The organism is Sphaerotilus sp. (assembly GCF_041083715.1).
GTDB lineage: Bacteria > Pseudomonadota > Gammaproteobacteria > Burkholderiales > Burkholderiaceae_C > Sphaerotilus.
This window is the reverse complement of the sequence record NZ_JBFPGY010000292.1, coordinates 1-22,248: the sequence shown is the minus strand read 5'-3', so window position 1 is coordinate 22,248 and position 22,248 is coordinate 1. Positions and strand designations below refer to the sequence as shown.

Annotated in this window: 22 protein-coding genes and 1 pseudogene; 15 read left to right on the top strand and 8 right to left on the bottom strand. The window is 68.5% G+C overall.

The features are described 5' to 3' along the window. The 3 genes from AB3X43_RS13630 to AB3X43_RS13620 all read right to left on the bottom strand — a co-directional run. On the bottom strand, nt 1-440 hold a 440-nt coding region (locus AB3X43_RS13630; RefSeq protein WP_369430402.1), incomplete at its 3' end, for a substrate-binding domain-containing protein. Nucleotides 441-507: 67 nt separating this feature from the next. Continuing rightward, entirely contained in the window at nt 508-1,797 is a 1,290-nt protein-coding gene (rhaI, locus tag AB3X43_RS13625) for an L-rhamnose catabolism isomerase (protein ID WP_369430401.1), read from the bottom strand. A 41-nt stretch (nt 1,798-1,838) separates the two neighbouring features. After that, a complete protein-coding gene (locus AB3X43_RS13620) occupies nt 1,839-3,938 on the bottom strand; it encodes a bifunctional rhamnulose-1-phosphate aldolase/short-chain dehydrogenase (RefSeq protein ID WP_369430400.1) in 2,100 nt (699 codons plus the stop codon). Between the two features lie 174 nt (nt 3,939-4,112). On the opposite strand from AB3X43_RS13620, the gene AB3X43_RS13615 reads away from it, so the two are divergent. Further along, nucleotides 4,113-5,048, top strand: a complete 936-nt coding sequence (locus tag AB3X43_RS13615) for a LysR family transcriptional regulator (RefSeq protein WP_369430399.1) — start codon at nt 4,113-4,115, stop codon at nt 5,046-5,048. Between the two features lie 64 nt (nt 5,049-5,112). On the opposite strand, the gene AB3X43_RS13610 is transcribed toward AB3X43_RS13615, so the two are convergent. Continuing rightward, nucleotides 5,113-6,690, bottom strand: a complete 1,578-nt coding sequence (locus AB3X43_RS13610; protein WP_369430398.1) for an acyl CoA:acetate/3-ketoacid CoA transferase — start codon at nt 6,688-6,690, stop codon at nt 5,113-5,115. Nucleotides 6,691-6,697: 7 nt separating this feature from the next. Continuing rightward, the gene (locus AB3X43_RS13605) at nt 6,698-7,858 is read right to left on the bottom strand and encodes an acyl-CoA dehydrogenase family protein (RefSeq protein ID WP_369430397.1); all 1,161 of its coding nucleotides are present in this window, start codon (nt 7,856-7,858) and stop codon (nt 6,698-6,700) included. 138 nt (nt 7,859-7,996) lie between these two features. Here AB3X43_RS13605 and AB3X43_RS13600 point away from each other — a divergent pair, with 138 nt between their 5' ends. The 12 genes from AB3X43_RS13600 to AB3X43_RS13545 all read left to right on the top strand — a co-directional run bounded on the left by AB3X43_RS13600 (nt 7,997) and on the right by AB3X43_RS13545 (nt 17,915). After that, on the top strand, nt 7,997-8,800 hold the full coding sequence (locus AB3X43_RS13600; protein ID WP_369430396.1) for an IclR family transcriptional regulator: 804 nt from the start codon (nt 7,997-7,999) through the stop codon (nt 8,798-8,800). Nucleotides 8,801-8,814: 14 nt separating this feature from the next. Continuing rightward, nucleotides 8,815-9,642, top strand: a complete 828-nt coding sequence (locus AB3X43_RS13595; protein WP_369430395.1) for a sugar phosphate isomerase/epimerase family protein — start codon at nt 8,815-8,817, stop codon at nt 9,640-9,642. 95 nt (nt 9,643-9,737) lie between these two features. Continuing rightward, nucleotides 9,738-11,462, top strand: a complete 1,725-nt coding sequence (locus AB3X43_RS13590) for an FAD-dependent oxidoreductase (protein ID WP_369430394.1) — start codon at nt 9,738-9,740, stop codon at nt 11,460-11,462. Then, nucleotides 11,459-12,259 carry a shikimate dehydrogenase family protein gene (locus AB3X43_RS13585; protein ID WP_369430393.1) on the top strand — a complete coding sequence of 267 codons (801 nt, stop codon included), beginning with the start codon at nt 11,459-11,461 and terminating at the stop codon, nt 12,257-12,259. Before AB3X43_RS13590 ends, AB3X43_RS13585 begins: the two co-directional genes overlap by 4 nt. Beyond that, nucleotides 12,256-13,998: an FAD-dependent oxidoreductase gene (locus tag AB3X43_RS13580; protein WP_369430392.1), complete on the top strand. Its 1,743-nt coding sequence runs from the start codon at nt 12,256-12,258 to the stop codon at nt 13,996-13,998. Before AB3X43_RS13585 ends, AB3X43_RS13580 begins: the two co-directional genes overlap by 4 nt. 3 nt (nt 13,999-14,001) lie before the next feature. Next, on the top strand, nt 14,002-14,616 hold the full coding sequence (locus tag AB3X43_RS13575) for an NIPSNAP family protein (protein WP_369430391.1): 615 nt from the start codon (nt 14,002-14,004) through the stop codon (nt 14,614-14,616). Between the two features lie 78 nt (nt 14,617-14,694). After that, nucleotides 14,695-14,955, top strand: coding sequence for a LysR family transcriptional regulator (locus AB3X43_RS13570; protein WP_369430390.1), 261 nt, complete (start codon nt 14,695-14,697; stop codon nt 14,953-14,955). Continuing rightward, a complete protein-coding gene (locus AB3X43_RS13565) occupies nt 14,892-15,092 on the top strand; it encodes a type 2 periplasmic-binding domain-containing protein (protein ID WP_369430389.1) in 201 nt (66 codons plus the stop codon). The genes AB3X43_RS13570 and AB3X43_RS13565 overlap by 64 nt, the downstream gene beginning before the upstream one ends. Continuing rightward, nucleotides 15,065-15,295 carry a type 2 periplasmic-binding domain-containing protein gene (locus tag AB3X43_RS13560; protein ID WP_369430388.1) on the top strand — a complete coding sequence of 77 codons (231 nt, stop codon included), beginning with the start codon at nt 15,065-15,067 and terminating at the stop codon, nt 15,293-15,295. Before AB3X43_RS13565 ends, AB3X43_RS13560 begins: the two co-directional genes overlap by 28 nt. A 130-nt stretch (nt 15,296-15,425) precedes the next feature. Next, nucleotides 15,426-17,120: a PQQ-dependent dehydrogenase, methanol/ethanol family gene (locus tag AB3X43_RS13555; RefSeq protein WP_369430387.1), complete on the top strand. Its 1,695-nt coding sequence runs from the start codon at nt 15,426-15,428 to the stop codon at nt 17,118-17,120. After that, complete coding sequence (locus AB3X43_RS13550) at nt 17,117-17,467, top strand: c-type cytochrome (RefSeq protein WP_369430386.1); 351 nt, start codon at nt 17,117-17,119, stop codon at nt 17,465-17,467. The genes AB3X43_RS13555 and AB3X43_RS13550 overlap by 4 nt, the downstream gene beginning before the upstream one ends. A 172-nt stretch (nt 17,468-17,639) precedes the next feature. Further along, nucleotides 17,640-17,915 carry a thioredoxin family protein gene (locus tag AB3X43_RS13545; RefSeq protein WP_369430403.1) on the top strand — a complete coding sequence of 92 codons (276 nt, stop codon included), beginning with the start codon at nt 17,640-17,642 and terminating at the stop codon, nt 17,913-17,915. A gap of 339 nt (nt 17,916-18,254) precedes the next feature. Here AB3X43_RS13545 and AB3X43_RS13540 read toward each other — a convergent pair. Beyond that, nucleotides 18,255-18,821 (bottom strand): annotated as a pseudogene (locus AB3X43_RS13540) (alcohol dehydrogenase catalytic domain-containing protein); the annotation flags it as partial. A 54-nt stretch (nt 18,822-18,875) separates the two neighbouring features. Beyond that, nucleotides 18,876-19,856 (bottom strand): aldo/keto reductase, encoded by a 981-nt coding sequence (locus tag AB3X43_RS13535; RefSeq protein ID WP_369430385.1) that lies wholly within the window; start codon nt 19,854-19,856, stop codon nt 18,876-18,878. Nucleotides 19,857-19,959: 103 nt separating this feature from the next. On the opposite strand from AB3X43_RS13535, the gene AB3X43_RS13530 reads away from it, so the two are divergent. Together AB3X43_RS13530 and AB3X43_RS13525 are read left to right on the top strand one after the other, a co-directional pair. Continuing rightward, nucleotides 19,960-20,868, top strand: a complete 909-nt coding sequence (locus tag AB3X43_RS13530) for a LysR family transcriptional regulator (protein ID WP_369430384.1) — start codon at nt 19,960-19,962, stop codon at nt 20,866-20,868. A gap of 482 nt (nt 20,869-21,350) precedes the next feature. Beyond that, the gene (locus tag AB3X43_RS13525) at nt 21,351-21,722 is read left to right on the top strand and encodes a hypothetical protein (RefSeq protein ID WP_369430383.1); all 372 of its coding nucleotides are present in this window, start codon (nt 21,351-21,353) and stop codon (nt 21,720-21,722) included. 151 nt (nt 21,723-21,873) lie between these two features. On the opposite strand, the gene AB3X43_RS13520 is transcribed toward AB3X43_RS13525, so the two are convergent. Beyond that, nucleotides 21,874-22,248, bottom strand: a 375-nt coding sequence (locus AB3X43_RS13520; RefSeq protein ID WP_369430382.1) for a transposase, incomplete at its 5' end; no start/stop codon positions are given.

Below are 22,248 nucleotides of genomic sequence, written 5' to 3'. Positions count from 1 at the left end.
CCCGCCACCTGCTCGCTCATCTTGACCAGCTTCTCGCCGATCAGCGCGCTGTTCGACGGGTTCAGCTGCATCAGGCGGCCTTCCTTCTTGACGCCCGAGTCGAACGAGATGACCTTGATGCCGCGCGACATCGCCTTCTTCAGCGACGGCACCAGCGCGTCCGGGTCGTTCGCCGAGATGACGATGGCCTTGACGTTCTGCGCGATCAGCGAGTTGATGATCTCGATCTGGCCTTCGGCGGTGGCCTTGGCGGGGCCGGTGTAGATGATCTCGACATCCTTGAGCTCCTTGGCGGCTTCGAGCGCACCCTGGTGGGCCGCGTCGAAGAAGCCGTTGCCCAGGCTCTTGACGACCAGGGCGATCTTGTCGGCGGCCATCGCCGGCGTGATCAGGCAGACCGACAGGGCGGCGGCGGCAATGAGCTTGAAACGGTGGGTCATGTTGTCTCCTCTTTCGCGGTGAACGCCGCACGGGCGCGGCGGTGGGTGAAACCTGGGAACTGCAGGGTCAGACGATGCCGCCCGAGCCGCCAGCGACGGCCGGACGGGCTTCGGCCATGCGCTGGCGGTAGCCGCTGGCACGGTAGGCGCCGACCGGGTCGATCGCGCCGCCCGCGTCCAGCCGCACGCGCTGCAGGATCGGCGTCACGTCGGTCTGGAAGCCGGCCTTGAGCAGGTGGGTCGCCGTCAGCGCGTCGCTTGTGTCCTGCGCGACGTCGAGCGCGGCGCGGTCCACCAGCAGCGCCTGGGCGTAGCTGCGCTGCACCTGCGCGGTGCTGGTCATCAGGCTCTCGATCGGGTCCGTGACGTTGTGGCTCTGGTCGAGCATGTAGGCCGGGTCGAACGCCACGCCCTCGTGCGCCGCAGCGACGAGTTCGTTGAACACGAGGAACAGCCGGTACGGCGACACCGAACCGGCATCCAGATCGTCATCGCCGTACTTGCTGTCGTTGAAGTGGAAGCCGGCGAGCTTGCCCGCGGCGATCAGGCGCGCCACGATCAGCTCGATGTTGACGTTCGGTGCGTGGTGGCCGAGGTCCACCAGGCACTGCGCCTTCGGGCCGAGGCTGCTGGCCGCGAGGTAGCTGCTGCCCCAGTCCTGGATCACCGTGCTGTAGAACGCCGGCTCGCAGATCTTGTGCTCCAGCATCATCCGCCAGTCGTCGGGCAGCGCGGCGTAGATCTCGCGGGCGCTGTCCAGGTAGCGGTCGAAGGCGCGGCGGAAATGCTGCTGGCCGGGGAAGTTGCTGCCGTCGCCGACCCACACCGTCAGCGCCTTGGAGCCGAGCTGCTGGCCGATGGCGATGCACTCGAGGTTGTGCGCCACGGCCTGCGCCCGGGTGGCAGCGTCGGTGTGCGTGAGGCTGCCGAACTTGTAGCTGTGCGCCTGGCCCTTCTGGTCGGAGAAGGTGTTGGAGTTCATCGCGTCGAACGCCAGACCGTGGCTGGCCGCCGCCTGGCGCAGCTCCGACCAGTCGCTGCACTTGTCCCAGGGGATGTGCAGCGAGACGGTCGGCGTGGCGCGGCCGAGCTGCTGGATCACGCCGCAGTCCTGCAGCTTGTCGAAGACGTGGCGCGGCTCGCCCTGGCCGGGGAAGCGAGCGAAGCGCGTGCCGCCGGTGCCCACACCCCAGCTCGGGATCGCCACGCCGAAGGCGGCGACCTGGGCACGGATGGTCTCGATGTCCACGCCGCGCCGGGCAAGTTGTTCCCCCAGGTGCGCGTAGTCGTTGGTCAGGTGGCGCAGCAGCGGCGCGTTGTGCGCGGCGATCACGCCGGGGTCGATCAGGGTGCTCATGGCGGTTCCTTGTCCGGAGGCTGCCGGGGTCAGCGCGTGAATCAACGCGTGAACGCGGCGAGGTTGCCCGCGTCCACGTTCAGGATGTTGCCGGTGCTCTTGGCGCTGAGGTGTTCGGCGGCGAAGAAGTAGGTGGCCTCGGCGATGTCTTCGGGGAAGACGCTGCGCTTGAGCATCGAGCGGTCGCGGTAGAAGGCTTCGAGGTCGCCCTCGTCGATCTTGTTGGCGGCGGCGCGTTCCTCGCTCCACTTGCCGGTCCAGATCTTCGAGCCGCGGATCACGGCGTCCGGGTTGACGACGTTCGAGCGGATGCCGAGCGGTGCGCCTTCGAGGGCGAAGCTGCGGCTGAGCTGGATCTCGGCGGCCTTGGCGGCGCAGTAGGCGGTGGCCTGGTTGCTGGCGACCATGCCGTTCTTGCTGGCGATCATCACCATGCTGCCGCCGGTGCCCTGGGCCTTCATCTGCTTGAAGGCCTCGCGGGCCACCAGGAAGTAGCCGGTGGCGAGGATCGCCTGGTTGCGGTTCCACAGTTCGAGCGTCGTCTCGTCGATCGGCGCCGCCGAGGCGATGCCGGCGTTGCTGACGAGGATGTCCACGCCGCCGAACTCGACCGCCGCCCGGTCGAACGCGGCGATCACGCTGGCCTCGCTCGTCACGTCGCAGCGCACGCCGCGCACAGGGTCCTGGCCGTGGGCCTTGGCCAGCCCGGCGCCGACCGAGTCGAGCGCTTCCTGGTCGATGTCGGCCAGCACCACGCAGGCACCTTCGGCCAGCATGCGCCTGGCGATCGCCTGGCCGATGCCGCCCGCGCCACCCGTGACGAGCGCCACCTTGCCGACCAGCGGCTTGGGGCGGGGCATGCGCTGCAGCTTGGCCTCTTCGAGCAGCCAGTATTCGATGTCGAAGGCTTCCTGCTCGGGCAGGCCGACGTACCGATCGACCGCGTTGGCTTCGCGCATCACGTTGATGGCGTTGACATAGAACTCGCCGGCGATGCGCGCCGTGGCCTTGTCCTTGGCGATCGTCACCATGCCGATGCGCGGCAGCAGGACCACCACCGGGTTCGGGTCGCGCAGGGCCGGGCTGGTCGGGCGCTTGCAACGCTCGTAGTAGGCGCTGTAGTCGGTGCGGTAGCCGGCGAGCAGGTCTTGCAGCGCGGTCCTGAGCGCGGCGCCGCCGAGGCGGTAGACGGCCTCCGGCACGATCAGCGGGCGGATCTTGGTGCGCAGGAAGTGGTCCGGGCAGGAGGTGCCGAGCGCGGCCAGCGGCTCCAGATCGGCCGAGTTGACGAACTCCAGCACCTCCGGCGCCGTGTTCAGGTGCAGCAGCTTGGGCGATCCTCCGGCGGACAGGCCGCGCAGCACCGGCAGCACGCGGGCCAGGGTCGCCTGCTGGTCGTCTGCGGCCAGTGTCTCGAAGCGGGTACCGCCGAAGACCTGCGCGTTGCGGGCCACGCGCTCCTGCGCCAGCCAGCCTTGCGCACGCTCGATCAGGTCCACCGTGTTCTCGTAGCAGGACCGGGCCGTGTCGCCCCAGCTGAACAACCCGTGGCCGCCGAGCACGATGCCGCGCAGGCCGGGATGGGCCGCGTCGTAGGCGGCGAGCTGCTGGCCCAGTTCGTACCCCGGCCGCAGCCACGGCATCCAGCCGACCGTGCCTTCGAAGACCTGGCGCGTGATCGCCTCGGAGTTCGCCATCGCGGCGATCGCGATCACCGCGTCGGGGTGCATGTGGTCCACATGCGCATAAGGCAGGGACGAGTGCAGCGGTGTGTCGATCGAGGCGGCGCGGCCGTTGAGGTTGAAGGTGCAGTGGGGCAGGTAGCCGACCATCTCGTCTTCATGGGCCGGGCCGCGGTACAGGCCCTTGAGCGCGCGCAGCTTGTCCATGTAGAGGGTGGAGAAACCGTCGAGCTTCATCGAGCCGACATCGCCACCCGAGCCCTTGACCCACAGCACCTCGACGGATGCGCCGGTGAGCGGATCGGTCTGCCAGAGCTTGGCCGACGTGTTGCCGCCGCCATAGTTGGTGATGCGCAGGTCGGAGCCCAGCAGGTTCGAGCGGTACAGCAGCAGGCCCGGCGCATCGAGCGTGGCAGCACGGGTGTCGTCCCAGCGCGGGAAGGAGGTGGTGGTGTTCATGGGACGTGAGCGTAGAGGCCAACCTCTTCAGGAGCAATTGATGCAATCTGATGGATGGCATCATGAATATCTTATGCTGCAGTGCTTCGCCCTGCCGAGCGTCGCCACCTGCCGCTGCGCGGGTCCGAGGTGCGGCCTCGACTGCGGGAAAGTCCTCAATGTCCAGCCCACACGATGAAGACACTCAACCTGCGCCACCTCCGTATCTTCGAGACCATCGCGAGCTGCGGCAGCTTCTCGCGCGCCGCCGAGCAGCTCGACATGAGCCAGCCCGCCGTGTCGATGCAGCTGCGCCAGCTGGAAACCGACCTCGGCACGGTGCTGTTCGAGCGCCCGCAACGCCAGCGGCTGACCGATGCCGGACAGGAATTGCTGCAGCACGCCCGCGTGCTGCTGGCGCAGGCCCGCGCGGCCGGAGAGGCCATGGCGACCTACGAGGCCACCTCCGGCCAGCCCGACCAGCGTGGTGCCCGTGGTCTGTTGCACCTGGGGGTGGTGTCCACGGCGCACTACTTCGCGCCACGCCTGCTCAGCGAGTTCCACCGCCGCCACCCCGAAGTCCGGCTCAAGCTCACGGTGGCCAAGCGCGGCGAGGTGCTGGCGATGCTGCAGGAGCACCGGCTGGACATCGCCATCACCGGGTACCCGCCCTCGGAGGCCGACCTGGAGGCCGCCAGCTTTGCCCACCACCCGCACTGCATCGTCGCCCACCCGGACCACCCGCTGGCACATCGGCGCGGGCTGGACTGGCCTGATCTGCGCGACGAGCACTTCATCTTCCGCGAGAGCGGCTCGGCCACGCGGCAGTTTCTGGAACACCTGCTGCAGTCGCAGTCGATTCAGGTGAAGCTCGGCATGGAGCTGGCCGGCAACGAGACGATCAAGCAGGCGGTGATGTGCGGCATGGGCATCAGTTTCCTGTCGGCGCATGCTTTCCAGGTCGAGCTGGGTGCCGGACTGATGGTGGTGCTCGACGTGAAGGGCATGCCCAAGCAGATCGACTGGTGCTTCGTGCAGCGCCGCGACACCGTGCTCACCGGGGTGAATGCCGCGTTCCGGCAGTTCGTGTTCGAGGAAGGCGCGGCGCTGGCGGCGTGCAGGGTCTGCTGATGGCCAGCGTGCTTGGACGGACACTGCGCCCGCCGGGCCGCTCGGTCCGGCAGGGCAGGGGGTGTCAGGAGGGGGTGGACAACGCCCCCAGCCGGTCGTCCTCCGACTGGAAATGCGATGCCGGCATCACCCGGACCGTCTCGGCCAGCCGCGGCACGAAGTCCATCTGGTCCAGCACATCGTGCTGCAGGTCGATGCCGGGGGCGATCTCGAACAGCTCGACGCCGCCTTCGGTCAGCCGGAAGCTGGCGCGCTCGGTCAGGTAGAGCGCCGTCTGGCCGCGTCGCAGCGCCTGCGGGCCGCTGAAGGTGACCTGCTCGACCTGTCGCACGAGCTTCTTCACGCTGCCGTGCTGCACGACGCGCATCTGTCCGTCGCCGGTGGCGAGCCGCACGCCCTTGGCCGCGAAGGTGCCGCAGAAGACGACCTTGCGGGCGTTCTGCGCGATGTCGATGAAACCGCCGGGCCCGACCGTCAGACCGCCCAGGCGCGAGACGTTGACGTTGCCCTGGGCATCGAACTCGCCGAAGCCGAGGAAGGCGATGTCCAGCCCGCCGCCGCCGTAGAAGTCGAACTGGGTCGGCGCGTCCAGCATCGCGCTGGCGTTGCGCGCGTAGCCGAAGAGCACGCCGTCGAGCAGGCTGCCGCCGTAGGTGCCGTGTTCGATGGTCTGGTAGATGCGGTCGAGTTCGCCGCGCCGCACGACCAGCTTGGCCACTGCATCCGGAATGCCGACGCCATAGTTCACCACCGCACCGGCCACCAGCTCGCAGGCTGCCCGCCGCGCCACCGCCTGCCGCTCGTTGAACGGATCGTCGTGCACTGCCTCGGGAGCAAGGCGCGCTGCACCGGTCAGCTCGCCGGACAGCGTCGCATCGAAGGGGAGGTCGTAGCTGGTGCGCTGGTCCGGATCGACCACGATCGCGTCGACCCACGCCGCCGGAATGCGCACTTCGCGGGCCTTGAGCGCGCCACGCGGCAGCCGCTCCCGGACCTGCACGATGACGCGCCCGCCGCTGTTGCGGGCGGCCAGCGCGATCGACTGCGCGTCGAGGTTGGCCGCCTCGTGCTCGAAGCTGATGTTGCCGTCCTCGTCCGCCGCGGACGCCCGCACCAGCGCGATGTGGACAGGGTAGGGCTTGTAGCGCAGGTACTCGCGGCCATCCAGCGTCATCACCTCGGCCAGATCGTCCTGTGCCGCCCCGTTCATGCGCCCGCCACCGTGCCGCGGGTCGCAGACGGTGCCGAGGCCGACGTGCGTGATCAGCCCCGGCTGGCCGGCCCCGATGGCTCGGAACAACTGCGACGACACGCCGCCCGGCAGGATGTAGGCCTCGATCTGGTTGTCCAGCGCCAGCTGCTGCATGCGTGGCGACCAGACCCAGTGCCCGCCGATCACGCGCTTCACCAGCCCTGCGTGGGCGAAGCAGTTCATGCCGCGGGTGGCCTTGTCGCCGATGCCCAGCGCGTGGACCACGGTGAGGTGGCGCGGTGCCCGGGTGGCGAGGAAGCGCCGCTCGACCGCCTGGAACAGCGTCGTGGCTTCCATCAACCCGCCACCGCCACCCATCAGCGCCACGGTGTCGCCGTCGCGGATGAGTGCCGCAGCCGCGTCGGCGGAAACGAATTTGTTCTTCTGCATGGCGCCCTCAGCGGTGGACATCGAACAGCGCCGCGCCCTTCTTCAGCACGCTCTTGGCGATCACCCCGCGGTGGATCTCCGAGGTGCCGTCGAAGATCCGGTAGATGCGGGCATCGCGGTAGTAGCGTTCGATCGGCAGTTCCTTGCAGAAGCCCATGCCGCCGAACACCTGCACCGCGCGGTCCACCACACGGCCGAGCATTTCGGCGGCGTGGACCTTGACCATCGCGATCTGCTCGCGGGCGTCGAAGCCCTGGTCGAGCATCCACGCCGCGTGGTAGACCATCCAGCGCGCCGCATTGATCTCGATGACGCTGTCGGCGATCTGCTGCTGGACCATCTGGAAGTCGCCGATGCGGGTGCCGAACTGCTGGCGCTCGCGGGCGTAGTCCACCAGCAGCTCGCAGACATGGCTGGCCTTGCCGACTGCGCGGGCGCCGACCTGCGCCAGCCGCACCACGTTGAGCGCGCCCATGGCCAGCTTGAAGCCCTGGCCTGCCTGGCCCAGCAGCGCGAGCGGCTCCAGCGGCACGTTGTCGAAGAAGAGTTCGACGTGCGGCGTGCCGCGCAGACCCATCATCTGCTGGTCCTTGCCGACCGTGAAACCAGGCAGTCCCTTGTCCACCATGAACATCGAGATTTCCTTCTCGCCGGTCTTGGCCGAGACCAGGAAGAAGTCGCTCCACAGGCCGTCGCTGATGAAGTGCTTGCTGCCGTTGAGCACCCAGCCCGTGTCGGTTGTCCTGGCGTGGGTGCGGATGCCGGCGGCGTCGGAGCCGGCGCCCGGCTCGGTGATGGCGATGGCGCAGGTGCGCTCGCCGGCCACGGTCGGCTTCAGCCAGCGTTCGACCTGCGCGCCCTGGCAATGCAGCAGCGGCTCGTAGACGTTGCCGAACGCACGGCGGATCAGGTAATCGCTGGTGTGGCCGAACTGTTCCTCGCACAGGATGCGGTCCAGGTTCGATAGCCCGCCGCCGCCCAGCGCCTCGGGCATGTTCAGCGCGTACAGACCCAGCGCCTTGGCTTTCTCATGCACCGCGCGGGCCCTCGCTTCGTCGAGCTGGCCTTCCTGTTCCAGCGCATTTTCCAGCGGCTTGAGTTCTTCCCGGACGAAACGGCGCACCGTCTCGATCAGCATCTTCTGTTCGTCTTGCAGGTCGAATTGCATGGGGGAGGTCGCGCGCAGGGCGCTGGGCAGCGGTGAAGGTGCTGAATTCTGGAATACAATTCAACAATTGGCAAACGTTCCAATGTATTCCGTTGGACCAAGCCGGTAAGCTCGCAGCCTTCCTGAAGGAGACCCTGCATGTCCAGCGTGATGGCACGAACCCTGGCAATCCTCGAACGGTTGGCGAACGACGTGAACGGCGTCCCGCTGGCGACGCTGGCCGACGAACTCGACATGCCGCGCAGCGGCGCGCACCGCCTGCTCACGGAGCTGTGCGAACACGGCTACGTGCGCCAGTCGCGCGAGCGCGGCACCTACATGCTCACGACCCGGCTGGTGTCGCTGGGCCTGAATTTCCTGAAGACGGCCGGCGTGGTGGACATCTGCCAGCCCGTGCTCGACCGGCTGGCCGAGTCCTGCGGCGAGCTGGTGCGGCTGGCGGTGGTCGATGTGGACCACATCACCTGGGTCGGGCTGTCGCAGGGCGCCCGCTCGGGGCTGCGCTACGACCCGGACATGGGCATCGATGCCCGGCTGTCCTGCACCTCGTCCGGCTTCGCCTGGCTGTCCACGCTGGACGAGGACGACGCCATCGCACTGGTCAGCCGCCAGGGCATTGCCTCGGCGGCCGAGTACGGCCCGAACGCGCCCGGCTCGGTGCAGGCGGTGCTGGAACAGGTGGCGCTGGCACGCCAGCGCGGCTACGGCACCGGCATCGAAACCTACGCCCGCGGCCTGAGCGCCATCTCTGCCGCCATCCGGCCCAACGGGCGCGATGCGGTGGGTGTGCTGGCCATCTCCGGCCCGACGGTGCGCCTGGGCGAGGCCCGTCTGCACACGCTTGCACCCGACCTGATCGCCGCCGCTGCCGACATTGCCGCCGTCAGCTCGGCCTCGCCACTGTTCGACCGGGCCCATGCCCGACCCGATCCACGACCCTGACGGAGCCGCTGCCGATGTCCACCCCGCCACTGCATCCCCGCTACTCGCTGGCGCAACTGATGGCGATCTCGCATTCGCCGCCCCGGATGGTGCAGCTGGCGGCCGACACCGGCTGCGCCGCCGCGGGCATCCGCCTGCTGCCGGCCGCGCCGGGCGGGCCGAGCTACCCGCTGATGGACGATCCGGCGATGCTGCGCGAGACGCTGGCCCGCATGGCCGGCACGGGGGTGCGGATCCTGGATCTGGAAGTCGTGCGGCTGGACACGGACTTCCGCGTGGCCGATTTCCTGCCCTTTCTGGACGTGGGCGCCCGGTTGCAGGCGCGCCATGTGCTCGTGGCTGGCGACGATCCGGACGAGGCCCGTCTGACCGCGTCCTTCGCCGCTTTCTGCGAGGCCGCGCAGTCCTTCGGGCTGACGGCCGAGCTGGAATGCATGCCCTGGACCGCCGTGCCCGATGTGCGCAGCGCCCACCGCATCGTCGCCGCGGCGGCCCACCCTGGCGGAGGCGTGCTGGTGGACGCGCTCCACTTCGGTCGCTCGGCCAGCACGCTGGCCGATGTCGCGGCGCTGCCGCGTCCGTGGCTGCGCTACGCCCAGATCTGCGACGGCGCCGTGCCCGGGCCGGACAGCGTGGCCGGGCTGGTCCATGACGCCCGCTGCGAGCGCCTGCTGCCGGGCGAAGGCGGAATCGACCTGCGCGGTCTGTTTGCGGCGCTGCCGTCGGACCTGATGGTCAGCATCGAAGTGCCCAGCCAGACCCGGGCACCGGTGATCGGCTACACCGCGTGGGCACGGCAGGCCATTGCCGCCACGCAGCAGATCCTGGGTCTGGACCCTTGATCGATCGATGGTGGAATTGAATTCCACTGTGTCGATTTTGACCGTATCATTGCGTCACTCGAAAAATGGAATTGAATTCCACTTTGATTGCTGCAATGACATCCACACTGGCTGCACAGACTGATGACCCCGACCTTGTCGTGATCGGCGCCGGGGGGGCAGGCATGGCCTGCGCCCTGTTCGGTGCCCTCCAGGGCCTGCGGGTGCTGCTGCTGGAGAGCACGGAATACGTTGGCGGCACGACAGCATTTTCGGCGGGTACCGTCTGGGTGCCGAACTCCGCCCACGCCGCGGAGGTGGGTGCGCAGGACAGCCCTGCCCAGGCTGCCGCCTATCTGAACCACGTCGTCGGTCCCCATGGCCACCCGGCGCTGCGCGACGCCTTCCTGCGCCACGGTCCGCAGGCGCTGGCGTTGCTGGAAGCACAGTCGCAGGTGCGGCTGCGGGCCTATGCGCGCCATCCCGATTACGAGTCCGACGTCGAAGGTGCCACGCTGGCGGGCCGGGCGCTGGAGCCGTTGCCCTTCGACGGTCGCCAGCTCGGGCGCCACTTTGCGCTGGTGCGCCCGCCGATCCCGGAGTTCACCGTGCTCGGCGGGATGATGGTGGACCGCACCGACATCCAGCACCTGCTGGCGATGAAGCGCTCGCTCCCGTCGCTGCGCCACGGCCTGGGCCTGATCGCCCGACACGCCGTCGACCGCCTGCGCCATCCGCGCGGCACCCGGCTGGTCATGGGCAACGCGCTGGTGGGACGGCTGCTGGCCTCGCTGGTGGAGCGCGGTGTGCCGATCTGGACGCAGGCGCGGGTCGAGCGGTTCGTCATCGACGGCGGGGTCGTCATCGGCGTCGAGGTGACCCACGCGGGACAGACCCGTCGCGTGCTGGCCCGCTCCGGGGTGGTGCTGGCCTCTGGCGGGTTCAACCGGCATCCGCAACTGCGCGCCCGCCTGCTGCCGGCCGGCGAAACCCACACTCCCGGCGCGCCAGGCCACACGGGGGAAGCGCTGTCGCTGGCCCTGGCCGCGGGTGCCCGGCTGGGGCAGGGCCATCTGGACAGCGCGTTCTGGGCACCGGTCTCGGTGCGCCAGCGGGCCGATGGCAGCCGGGCGGTGTTCCCGCACTTCGTGCTGGACCGCGCCAAGCCGGGCACGGTCGTGGTCAACCAGGCGGGCGAGCGCTTTGTCAACGAATCCACCTCCTACCACCGTTTCGGCCGTGCGATGTTCCAGTCCGACCTGCGCAGTCCGAGCATCCCTGCCTACCTGATCGCCGATGCGCGGGCGCTGCAGGCCTATGGTCTGGGCATGGTGCGTCCGGGCGCGGGAAGCCGTGGCCTGCAGCCCTTTCTCAATGATGGCTATCTGGTCACCGGCCGCACGCTCGGCGAACTGGCCGGCCGCCTGGGCATCGACGCCGCCGGACTGGTCCGCACCGTGGCCCGCCTGAACGACCACGCCCGCACCGGAGAAGACCCCGATTTCGGCCGTGGCCGCACCGCCTACCAGCGCCATCTCGGCGATCCCGTGTGCGCGCCCAATCCCAACCTCGGTCCGATCGAGACCGCGCCGTTCTACGCCGTGCGGCTCTACCCTGGCGACATCGGCGCCGCCACTGGCCTGCAGACCGACGCGGACGCCCGCGTGCTCGACGGCCAGGGCCAGCCGATGCCCGGGCTGTACGCCGTCGGCAACGACATGCAATCCGTCATGGGCGGCACCTACCCGGGGCCTGGCATCACGCTCGGTCCGGGCCTCACCTTCGCCTACCTCGCCGCGCGCCATGCCGCGGCCCGACTTGCTCCGCACACCGCCCCATGAACGCTCCGTTTCCTCTCAGCGGCGCCACACGCGTCATTGCCATCGTCGGCGACCCGATCGCCCAGGTGAAATCCCCCGCCGGCGTCACCGCCAGCCTGCAGGCCCTCGGCCGCAATGCCGTGGTCGTGCCGGCCCATGTCGCTCCCGGCGATCTGGCCGACTATGTGCGCGGCATGGGTCGGGCGCGCAATGTGGACGGGTTGATCATCACCGTGCCGCACAAGTTCGCCGCGTTCGACCTGTGCGGCACCGTCACCGAGCGCGCGCGCTTTCTTGGCGCCGTCAACACGCTGCGCCGCAACGTGGACGGCTCCTGGCACGGGGACATGTGCGACGGCATCGGCTTCGTGCGGGCGATCCAGCGCGAGGGCTGCGTGCTGGACGGCGCCCGCGTGCTGCTGGTCGGTGCCGGTGGTGCGGGCTGCGCCATCGGACAGGCGATGCTCGAAGCCGGTGCGGCCGAGCTGGCCGTGCACGACGCCGACGTGTCCCGGCGCGACGCGCTGGTCGGTCGGCTCGGAGCCCGTGCCCGTGTCGGCAGCGATGACCCGAGCGGCTTCGACGTGGTGGTCAACGCTTCATGGTGCGGCATGCGGGCGGACGATCCATGGCCGGTGCAGGTGCAGCGCCTCGCTGTGGACATGTTCGTCGGCGACGTCATCACCGCACCCGCCGTCACGCCGCTGGTGCAGGCCGCGCGCGACCTCGGCTGCCGCACGCAGGTCGGTGGGGGCATGTTCGCCGCGGTGTGCGAGCTGATGGTCGAATTCCTCGTTGCCGAGGGGCCGCTGGCGTGACCTCTCCAGCCCCGGCAACGCACTGCGACCTGCTGGTGGTCGGCTCCGGCGCAGGCGGGCTGTCGGCGGCGGTGACGGCGGCCGAGCTGGGCCTGCGCGTGGTCGTGGTCGAAAAGGCCCCGGTCTACGGTGGCACGACTGCCTGGTCCGGCGGCTGGATGTGGATCCCGCGCAATCCGCTGGCCGTGGAAGCGGGCATCCGCGAAGACATCGACGCGCCGCGCCGCTACCTGCGCCACGAACTGGGCGACCAGTACGACCCGGACCGCATCGACGCCTTCCTGCACCACGGTCCGCGCATGGTCGAATTTTTCCGCGACCGCACGGCGCTGCAGTTCATCGACGGCAACGGCATGCCCGATTTCCATGGCGACACGCCCGGCGCTGCCCTGGGTGGTCGATCGGTGTGCGCCGCGCCGTTCGACGCACGGCAACTGGGTCCGCATCTGGCAGACCTGCGGCGGCCGCTGGATCTGGTCTCGCTGTGGGGCATGGGCATCGCGGCCGGGGCGGACCTGCGGCACTTCCTCCATGCCATGCAGGCCTGGCCGTCGCTGGTCCACGCCACCCGGCGTGTCACGCGGCATCTCCTGGACCTGGTGCTGTACCGCCGCGGCATGCACCTCGTCGCCGGCAACGCGCTGGTGGCGCGGCTGGCGAAATCGGCGCTGGACCGGCGGGTGGACCTGCGGGTGTGCTCTCCCGTGCTGCGCCTGCTCGAAGAGGGTGGGCGGGTGGTCGGCGCCGTGGTGGGGTCCGTGCAGGGGCGCGAGACCGAGGTCCGCGCCGAGCGGGGGGTCGTGCTGGCCTGCGGCGGCTTTCCGCACGATCGCGAACGGAGGCGGGATCTGTTCCCGCACGCCCCCACTGGTCGAGAACACTGGTCTGCCGCACCGCCCGAGAACACCGGTGATGGCCTGCGCCTGGGTGAATCCGTCGGTGCGCACGTGCGCACCGACCTGCCGCACGCGGGTGCCTGGGCGCCGGTGTCGCTGGTGCCGCGGTCCGATGGCAGCACGGGGCACTTCCCGCACCTGATCGAGCGCGGCAAGCCGGGTCTGATCGCGGTGACGCGGGCCGGGCGGCGCTTCGTCAACGAGGCGGGGCCGTACCACGACTTCATGGCTGCGCTGTTTTCCGCGGTCGCGCCAGGGGAGCCGGTCCAGGCGTGGCTGGTGTGCGACCACCGCTTCATCCGCCGCTACGGACTCGGCCACGCCAAGCCAGCGCCGATGCCGCTGGGGCCGTCGCTGCGTTCGGGCTACCTGCAGCGCGGGCGGGACCTGGCCGCGCTAGCCATCGCCTGCGGCATCGATGCGGATGGGCTGCGGGCCGCGGTCGAGGCCTTCAACGTCGAGGCCCGCCACGGCCGCGATCCCGCCTTCGGCCGTGGATCGACTCCGTACAACCGCCTCCAGGGCGACGCCGCGCAGCAGCCGAACCCCTGCGTGGCGCCCATCGAACACGGACCGTTCTATGCCGTGCGCACCGTGCCCGGCAGTCTCGGCACCTTCGCCGGGCTGCGCACCGACGCCAGCGCCTGCGTGCTCGATGGCCGTGGCGCGCCGATCCCCGGCCTCTACGCCACCGGCAACGACATGGCCAGCGTCATGGGCGGGCGCTATCCCAGCGGCGGCATCACGCTCGGCCCGGCCATGACCTTCGGATTCATCGCCGGGCACCACGCGGCCGGCGTGTGCCTGCCCGATCTCCCCGATCTCTCCATGAAAGACCACTGACCCATGCACTACGAACTCGCCACCCTCACCATCCGGCTGGGCACCCTGAACGCCGCGGTCGCCGCCATCGATGCCTATGTCCACGCGCCGGAGGCCGTTGGCATGCTGATGGGCTGCTGGTTCTCGGACGTGGGGGCGCTCAACCAGATCGCCGTGCTGCGCCGCTTCGACGACCAGACCGCGCTCGACCAGGAACGCCAGCGTGGCCTGTTCAGTGCCAATCCCTTCGGCTGCAGCGAGTACCTGACGGCGCTGGACATGGCCAGCTACCGGGGCTTCCCGTGGATGGCGCCGATCGAGCCGGGCGCTTTCGGGCCGATCTACGAGATCCGCACCTACGAGTACAAGATCGGCGGCCTGCAGCCCACCATCGAGGCGTGGGAAGCGGCCATGCCTGCCCGTTCGGCGGTCTCGCCCTGTCTGGTGGCGATGTACGCGCTCGACGGCACACCGCGCTTCACGCACATCTGGCCGGCGGCCAGCCTCAACGACCGGTCGGCCGCACGTGCCGAGGCCGTCCGGCTGGGTGTGTGGCCCCCGAAGGGCGGGCCTGCCTGGCTGACCACGAACATGCGGTCCGACATGTTCCTGCCGACGGCGATCTCGCCTCTGAAGTGACTGGATCACCCGAGCACCTCTGATGGGTCCGGTCCTATTGTCGGCGGGGCGTACGCCCTCCAGAGGTCCAAATCCGCGGTGTCGCGGGTGGTGTCGGAACTGCAGAAACGGCTGGGCGTGCGGCTGCTGCAGCGCACCACACGGCGTCTCTCCCCGACCAGCGAGGGCGCGCTGTTCCACGAGCGCTGCAAGGACCTGCTGTCCGAGCTGACACAGCACACGCAGGCGAGGTCCTTGGCGAATTGCGGGTCAGCGCGCCGGTGTCCTTCGGGCTCATGCAGTTCGCGCCCTTGTGGCCCGCTTTCATGGCCCGGCATCCGCGCCTGGTGCTCGACGTGACGCTGGGCGATCGCCTGGTCGATCTGGCGGTGCGCATCGCCCACCTGCCCAGTTCGTCTCTGGTCAGCCGGCGGCTCGCCGTGACCCGGTCAGCGGGGACACGGCCTGCGTGGCGGCGCTTCAGCACCAGGGCCTGATCCTTCGGCCGTCGTTCTTCCTGGTCGGCGCGCACCTGGCGTCCGGGGAACTGGTTGAGGTGCTGCCCTGCTACCGCTCGGTCGCGCTGGGCATCTACGCGGTCTACCCCAGGCGCAAGCAGCTGGCCCCTCAGGTGCGCTGGCTGGTGGACTACCCGGCCGAGTCGTTCGCGGCGCCTGCCTGGCCGGAATGGTCGGTCTGAACACACGGGCAGACGGGTGGCAGTCGTCGCGAAACGGAACAACTTCAGACCTAGGGTAGGCACGGATTGGTGCCCTGGCCCCAGACGCACGTAATGTCTGGCACCTTCCTGACACCAAGGAGACAAGCCCATGACCTTCAAGACCACCTCCGCCAGTGCCGTGGCACTGGCCATGGCACTGCTGGCAGCGTCCGTCAGCGCCCAGACGCTCGCGGACCTGCGCAATGACGCGGCGACCCCGAACGACGTGACCACCTACGGCATGGGCTGGGGGCAGCAGCGACACAGCGCGCTGTCGCAGGTGACGCCGGCCAATGTCTCCAAGCTGGCGCCAGCGTGGAATCTGAGCCTGGACAGCTCCGCCAACGCTTCCACTCAGCCGCTGCTGATCAACGGCGTGATGTACATCGCGACGCACTCGCACACCATCGCGCTGGACCCGGTCACCGGCCGACAGAAGTGGAAGACGCCGATCGAGCTGCCCGCCGACATCAATGGCTACCTGTGCTGTGGCATCCAGTCGCGTGGCATGGCGGCGCTGGACGGCGTGCTCTACCGCACGACGCTGGACGCCCATGTCGTCGCGGTGAACATGGCCGATGGCAAGCAGCTCTGGAAGATCAAGGCTGCCGACTACAAGCAGGGTTACAGCATGACCCATGCCCCGCTGATCGCTGGTGACACGCTGATCACCGGCATCTCGGGTGGCGAGTACGGCACCCGCGGCTTCCTGGATGGCTGGGATCTCAAGACCGGTGCCCGCAAGTGGCACCGCTGGACCACCGCCACCGCGGGCGAGAAGGGGGCCGACACCTGGAAGCCCGGCGCAGCGGAAACCGGCGGCGGCCCCACCTGGCTCACGGGCACCTACGATCCGGATCTGGACCTGGTCTACTGGGGCGTGGGCAATGGCGCGCCCTGGAACGCGGCCATGCGCGGCGGCGATGCCCTCTACACCAACTCGGTACTGGCCCTGCGCCCCTCCACGGGCGAGGTCGCCTGGCACTACCAGTTCTCGCCGGCCGATCCGTTCGACTACGACGGGGTGAACGAACTGGTCATGGCCGACCTGCCGATCGGAGGCCAGTCGACCAAGGTGCTCATGCAGGCCAACCGCAATGGTTTCTTCTACGTGCTCGACCGCACCACGGGCAAGCTGCTGAAGGCCGATCAGTTCGCGCGCAAGGTCAACTGGGCCACCGGCATCGACATGAAGACCGGCCGCCCCATCGCCACCGCGATGACCGAGACCATCCGGAAGAATCCGGAAATGGCGGAAGCCGTGGAAGTCTGGCCGAGCGCCTACGGCGGCAAGAACTGGATGCCGATGAGCTTCGACCCGAAGCGCAAGCTGGCCTTCTTCAACACCGTCGATCTCGGCATGAAAGTGCGCTACACCAAGCAGGACCGACCGGGTGGCCCGAACTGGTGGCTGGGTCTGGAACTGGCCGGCTTTGTCGGACCCGCTGACGGCAACCGCGGTGCGCTGGTGGCCTGGGATCCGGCGAGCGGCAAGAAGGCGTGGGAGGTGCTGCTGAAGTCGCCGAACTGGGCCGGTGTGCTGACGACGGCGCCGGGCCTGGTGTTCACCGGCACCCAGACGGGCGAGTTCAAGGCGTTCGATGCCACGAACGGCCGCGAATTGTGGAGTTTCCAGACTGGCTCGGGCATCACCGGCCTGCCGATCACCTGGGAGAAGGATGGCCGCCAGTACATCACCGTCACCAGTGGCGCGGCCACGGTGTACGGTGCCCTGGCAGGAGATCCGGAGCTGGCCAATGTTCCTGCTGGCAGCTCGCTGTGGACCTTTGCACTGCCCCGATGAAACGGTTCGCCATCCTGGCTGCCGCCTTGGCGGCAGCCTTTCATGTTCAGGCCCAGGGCGTCATGCCGGCAGAGCCTTCGGCATCGGCACCGGTCTCGGTACCGATGCCCAGCGCTGAAGCCGGTCGGCGCGCGTACACCAGCACCTGCGCCCGCTGCCATGGCATCAACCTGGTCGCCACCAGCAGCGCCTACTTCGATTTACGCACCTTTCCCAGGGACGAGAAGGATCGCTTCCTGAATTCGGTGACGAACGGCAAGCGACAGATGCCGGCGTGGGGCGGGATCGTCAAGCCGGAGACCATCGAGTCCATCTGGCTTTACGTCGGCAGCGTCAACGGCTGGTGAAGGAGCGCATCGTGATGCCGAACTGTCGGGCCCCCCTTGCGAGGGCCCTGGCCGCAAAGGCCTGGCTGCGAGCAGCCCGCTTGGCAGACAGGAGTCTGCCCTTGATCCAGACCGCAGTGGGACGTTTGCTGGGCGCTGGGCGAAGGTCCGGTGGTGAGAGGCTAGGAAGTCACTGTCAACTTGTTGGTCGGAGCGGGAGAGCTCTGGCTGGTGCCCGACCTGCAAGGCGCAAAAATCCATCATCGACGGGCTGATGGGACAGCCCACCTACAAGGATGTGACCACCCTGGTCATCGACTTCGATGCCGACAAGCCGCTGCTCAAGCACTACAAGGTCGGCATGCAAAGCACGCTGATCGCCTACAAGGGTGACAAGGAGATTGGCCGCTCGGTCGGTGACACCACCAAGGCCGGTATCGAAGAGTTGGTGAAGAAGACGGTCCACTGAGCATGGACTTTGGCCTCGCCTCCTATGGGTTCGGTCTGCTGGCGGGGGGGCTCTCGACCCTCTCGCCCTGCGTGCTGCCCCTGTCCTACGCCCTCATCGGCACCAGCTTGGCCTGGGCCGGCGCGGCCTTGGGTTTTTGGACACCGGTCGCCACGGCGTCATGCCTGGGGTGGCCTGTGAGCCGTCCGACCATCGGGTCGCCGCCCAACCTTGACGGTGAATTTGCAGCTCCCGCGAACCCTCTTGCCACCTGAGCGTCTCTTGGTATTCGCGCGCCGGCAGTTCATTCAGGTCGCGGCGCACCAGCACGCACGGCCAGCTTCTTCGCGCGCATGCCGTCACATCGGCCTTGAGCAGCCGCTCGAAGGCTTCGTTGATGTCCTGGATGCGGATGACCTCGACGTCGGAATGGATGCCGTGCCGCACGCAGAAGTCCAGCATCTCCTGCGTCTCGGCGATGCCGCCGGTCAGCGAGCCGACCAGCGCCTTGCGGCTGAACAGCGTGACCTCCGCGCCCATGGCCTTGGCCAGCTTCAGGCCCAGGTGGCCCAGGCCCCCCAGTCCGACGATGGCGACCTGGCTGCCGGGCTGCACATTCCAGTGGCGCAGCGGCGAGTAGGTGGTGATGCCGGCGCACAGCAGTGGCGCGGCGCCGGCCAGGTCGAGTGCATCGGGTACCTTCAGCACAAAGTGCTCGGCCACGACGACCTTCTCGCTGTAGCCACCGTAGGTGCGTGTGCCATCGACTGGATCGTCGTGGTTGTAGGTGTAGGTGGCGCCGTTTTCGCAGTACTGCTCCCAGCCCTTGCCGCAGACCCTGCAGTGGCGGCATGAATCGACCAGGCAGCCCACGCCGACGCGGTCGCCGGCCTGGAAGCGTGTGACCTCGGGGCCGACCTCAATCACGCCCAATCGGCCAGTGGGCGGCGTAGCTTTTGACGCGATGGGTCCTCAGGGTGGTCAGCGGCCGACGCGGCCGGCCAGTGCAGCGGGGTAGCGCGCGCCTTCGATCGTGATGCCGGCCAGGGCCTGGGCGATGCGCTGCAGGTCCGCAGCATCGAGTTCGACGTCGGCGGCAGCCAGGTTCTCTTCCAGGCGGTGCGGTTTGGTCGTGCCCGGAATCGGCACGATCCACGGCTGGCGCGCCAGCAGCCACGCGAGTGCCACCTGCGCCAAGGTGATGCCCTTGGTCTGGGCGATGACGGTCAATGCGTCGATCAGGGCTTGGTTCGCCTGTCGCGCCTCGGGCGAGAAGCGCGGCACGACGTTGCGGAAGTCTTCCTTCGCGAACTCGGTCGCGGCACTGATCGCGCCGGTCAGGAAGCCCTTGCCCAGCGGGCTGAAGGGCACGAAGCCGATGCCCAGTTCCTCCAGCACCGGCAGGACCGCCTGCTCGGGCTCGCGCCACCACAAGGAGTATTCGCTTTGCAGCGCGGTGACGGGCTGCACCGCATGCGCGCGGCGGATCGACTCGACCCCCGCTTCGGACAGCCCGAAGTGGCGCACCTTGCCCTGGGCGATCAGGTCTTTCACCGCGCCGGCCACGTCTTCCATCGGCACGCTCGGGTCCACGCGGTGCTGGTAGAGCAGGTCGATGCGGTCGGTGCGCAGGCGGCGCAGTGACGTCTCGACCACCGCGCGGATGCGCTCGGGTCGGCTGTCCAGACCGCGGTTCACGTCGCCGTCCTTGAAGCCGAACTTGGTGGCGATCACCACCTGGTCGCGCACAGGGGCCAGGGCCTCGCCGACCATTTCCTCGTTCAGCGCGCCGTAGGCCTCGGCAGTGTCGAAGAAGGTGACGCCGCGCTCGACCGCCTGGCGGATGAGCTGCACGCCCGCCGCCCGGTCCACGCCGGGGCCGTAGCCGTAGCTCAGGCCCATGCAGCCCAGTCCTAGCGCTGAGACGGTGAGGCCGCTGCGGCCGAGTGGACGGGTTTTCATACTGATGATTCCTTGTCTTGGTTCCATGGTGAGAACTCTAGGCAGCGGAAGACTACATGACTAGACTGCTGGACCGACATGAAGTTATAAGCAAAGCTAATCAATGGCACGGTTCGATGATCTGGCTGCCTTCGCCGCCGTCGTGCGTTTGGGCAGCTTCACCCAAGCGGCTGCGCAGATGGGCGTGACCCAGTCGGCCCTGAGCCAGACCGTGCGCGCGCTGGAGCGCCGGCTCGACCTGAAGCTGCTGAACCGGACCACCCGCAGCGTATCGCCCACCGAGGCGGGAGAACGGCTCTACCGAACGGTGGGCCCACGCTTGGCGGACATCGAGGCCGAGCTGGCGGTGCTCGGCGAGCTGCGTGGCAAGCCGGCCGGCACCATCCGCATCACGGCCACGGAGCATGCCGTGCGGACACTGCTCTGGCCCAGGCTGCTGCCGTGGCTGCCGAAGTACCCGGACATCAAGGTCGAGATCAGCAGCGACAACCGCTTCATCGACATCGTGGCCGAGCGCTTCGACATCGGCGTGCGTCTGGGTGGCGATGTGGCCAAGGACATGATCGCGGTGCGCATCGCGCCGGACATGCGCCTGGTCGTGGTCGGCAGCCCAAGCTACTTCGAGCGCCATGCCCTGCCGCAAGCGCCGCAGGACCTCACCGAGCACGACTGCATCGGCCTGCGACTGCCCTCTCACGGCGGGTTGCTTCCGTGGGAGTTCAAGCAACGTGGCAAGAGCCTCAACGCGCACGTCACCGGGCGCCTGGTCTTCAATGCCAGCGACCTGGTCGTCGCTGCGACGTTGGGCGGACACGGCTTGGCGTGGGTTCCCGAAGATGCCGTCGGCGAGCACCTGGCCGCAGGGCGTCTGGTGTCTGTGCTGGACGACTGGTCGCAGATCTTTCCGGGCTACCACGCCTACTACGCCAGCCGCAGTGCGTCCCCCGCGCTGGGCCTGGTGGTCGAGGCCCTGCGTCAGGCGTCGGCGCAGCGAGGCGTCCCACAAACCTAAGCAGAAGCGGTCAGGTCATCCTGCCAACGCACCAGCACGGCGGCTTTGTGCCGCGAGCGTTTGTTCTGGAGGCCGCCAGGAATCTGCCCGGCAGATCCAGCCCACCGCCCGGGCGGTGGATTGACGCGCATCCGCGACGCAGCTCCCCAGAGGGTCAACCTGAGCACCCCTCAACTCGATGGGAGGCCATCATGGGACCCACTGTCAATGCCACTCATCGCGAGCTGTGGAACAAGGGCAAGATCGTCGGGCAGAGGGCGCCGCTCAAGCGAAGTGGGTGCAGTGACTGTCACGCGGCTTCGAGATGTAGGCCGGATGCGGCTACAAGGCGGTCAGTGCCCAAGCAACACCGGTTTACCGCTGTCGCTGAGCGACGTAGCCGTGCTCAAGCCGTCGGTGCCCGATGGAGTGGCAACCACTGGGCGATTAAGCTATGGGAATTGTTGTTGTCGAGGCCCGTGCCTTGACCCAGGAGCTGCTGCTTGGACGTACAGTCAATTTCTCGTGTGGTGATCACGTTGCTCACTGTCGCCTTCGTGAGCGGGCTTGTGATGGCGGCCATACGCTTCGGCAGCGACAGGCAATCACCGCCATGGCTGGCAAAACTGCATGGCTTCGCCGCAGTAGCCGCACTCACCTTGCTCACCTTCGGCTTGGTGAACCTCACGGCTTCAAAGGCGGCTTCGGTTGGTCTGGTTGCCCTGCTGGTCGCAGCTGGTACTGGTGTGGTGCTGAACCTGGGCTACCACTGGAGGCAGAAGCCGCTGCCCGAAGGGCTGGTCTTTGCCCACATGTCCATCGCATTCACAGGCTTTCTCGTCATCGGCGTGGTTCTCGTGTCGTTGCCAGCCTAGGTGTTCGGTCCCTGAAGGGCACTTCCAGAAACCGGCCCGGCAGTTCTGAACCCGGCCTGCGTCCGGACAATTCCAGCGCAGACGCGCAGTGGATGCCGGCGGCCACCCGCTGCCCCCGCCGTCGCGGTGCCCCGCGACGGGGTTTTACCCCTCACGCGGGCCGTGCGGACGCACCTGCGCTCAAGCCCCACCACACCAGCCTGCGCGCGTTGTAGGCCACGCACTGCAGCGTGATCGCCAGCGCATTGCGCGCCAGCGTCATCGCCCGCCCGCACTTGCCGCCCTGCTGGCTCAGCGCCGCGAACACATGCTCGACCCGTGCCCGCGTGCGGTTGATCGTCTTGTTGCGCTGCTTGAACCGAACCTTGGCCGTCTGCCCCGGCTTGGCGCGGCGTGCGATGCCGTCGGCCAGCCCGTGCTGCTGCAGCGTCTGACGGTTAGCCGCGCTGTCATAGCCCCGGTCAGCCAGCAGCCGCTTGCGCGTGTTCGCCACCTGCAGCACGTCGGGCAGTTGCTGTCCGTCGTC

What these genes read in the sequence shown, in the direction of transcription:
- AB3X43_RS13615 (WP_369430399.1), top strand. Translation starts at nt 4,113, where the DNA reads ATGAAGACACTCAACCTGCGCCACCTCCGTATCTTCGAGACCATCGCG.
- AB3X43_RS13585 (WP_369430393.1), top strand. Translation starts at nt 11,459, where the DNA reads ATGAACGCTCCGTTTCCTCTCAGCGGCGCCACACGCGTCATTGCCATC.
- rhaI (WP_369430401.1), bottom strand. Translation starts at nt 1,797, where the DNA reads ATGAGCACCCTGATCGACCCCGGCGTGATCGCCGCGCACAACGCGCCG.
- AB3X43_RS13620 (WP_369430400.1), bottom strand. Translation starts at nt 3,938, where the DNA reads ATGAACACCACCACCTCCTTCCCGCGCTGGGACGACACCCGTGCTGCC.
- AB3X43_RS13590 (WP_369430394.1), top strand. Translation starts at nt 9,738, where the DNA reads ATGACATCCACACTGGCTGCACAGACTGATGACCCCGACCTTGTCGTG.
- AB3X43_RS13565 (WP_369430389.1), top strand. Translation starts at nt 14,892, where the DNA reads ATGCAGTTCGCGCCCTTGTGGCCCGCTTTCATGGCCCGGCATCCGCGC.
- AB3X43_RS13550 (WP_369430386.1), top strand. Translation starts at nt 17,117, where the DNA reads ATGAAACGGTTCGCCATCCTGGCTGCCGCCTTGGCGGCAGCCTTTCAT.
- AB3X43_RS13610 (WP_369430398.1), bottom strand. Translation starts at nt 6,690, where the DNA reads ATGCAGAAGAACAAATTCGTTTCCGCCGACGCGGCTGCGGCACTCATC.
- AB3X43_RS13530 (WP_369430384.1), top strand. Translation starts at nt 19,960, where the DNA reads ATGGCACGGTTCGATGATCTGGCTGCCTTCGCCGCCGTCGTGCGTTTG.
- AB3X43_RS13535 (WP_369430385.1), bottom strand. Translation starts at nt 19,856, where the DNA reads ATGAAAACCCGTCCACTCGGCCGCAGCGGCCTCACCGTCTCAGCGCTA.
- AB3X43_RS13595 (WP_369430395.1), top strand. Translation starts at nt 8,815, where the DNA reads ATGTCCACCCCGCCACTGCATCCCCGCTACTCGCTGGCGCAACTGATG.
- AB3X43_RS13555 (WP_369430387.1), top strand. Translation starts at nt 15,426, where the DNA reads ATGACCTTCAAGACCACCTCCGCCAGTGCCGTGGCACTGGCCATGGCA.
- AB3X43_RS13600 (WP_369430396.1), top strand. Translation starts at nt 7,997, where the DNA reads ATGTCCAGCGTGATGGCACGAACCCTGGCAATCCTCGAACGGTTGGCG.
- AB3X43_RS13605 (WP_369430397.1), bottom strand. Translation starts at nt 7,858, where the DNA reads ATGCAATTCGACCTGCAAGACGAACAGAAGATGCTGATCGAGACGGTG.
- AB3X43_RS13575 (WP_369430391.1), top strand. Translation starts at nt 14,002, where the DNA reads ATGCACTACGAACTCGCCACCCTCACCATCCGGCTGGGCACCCTGAAC.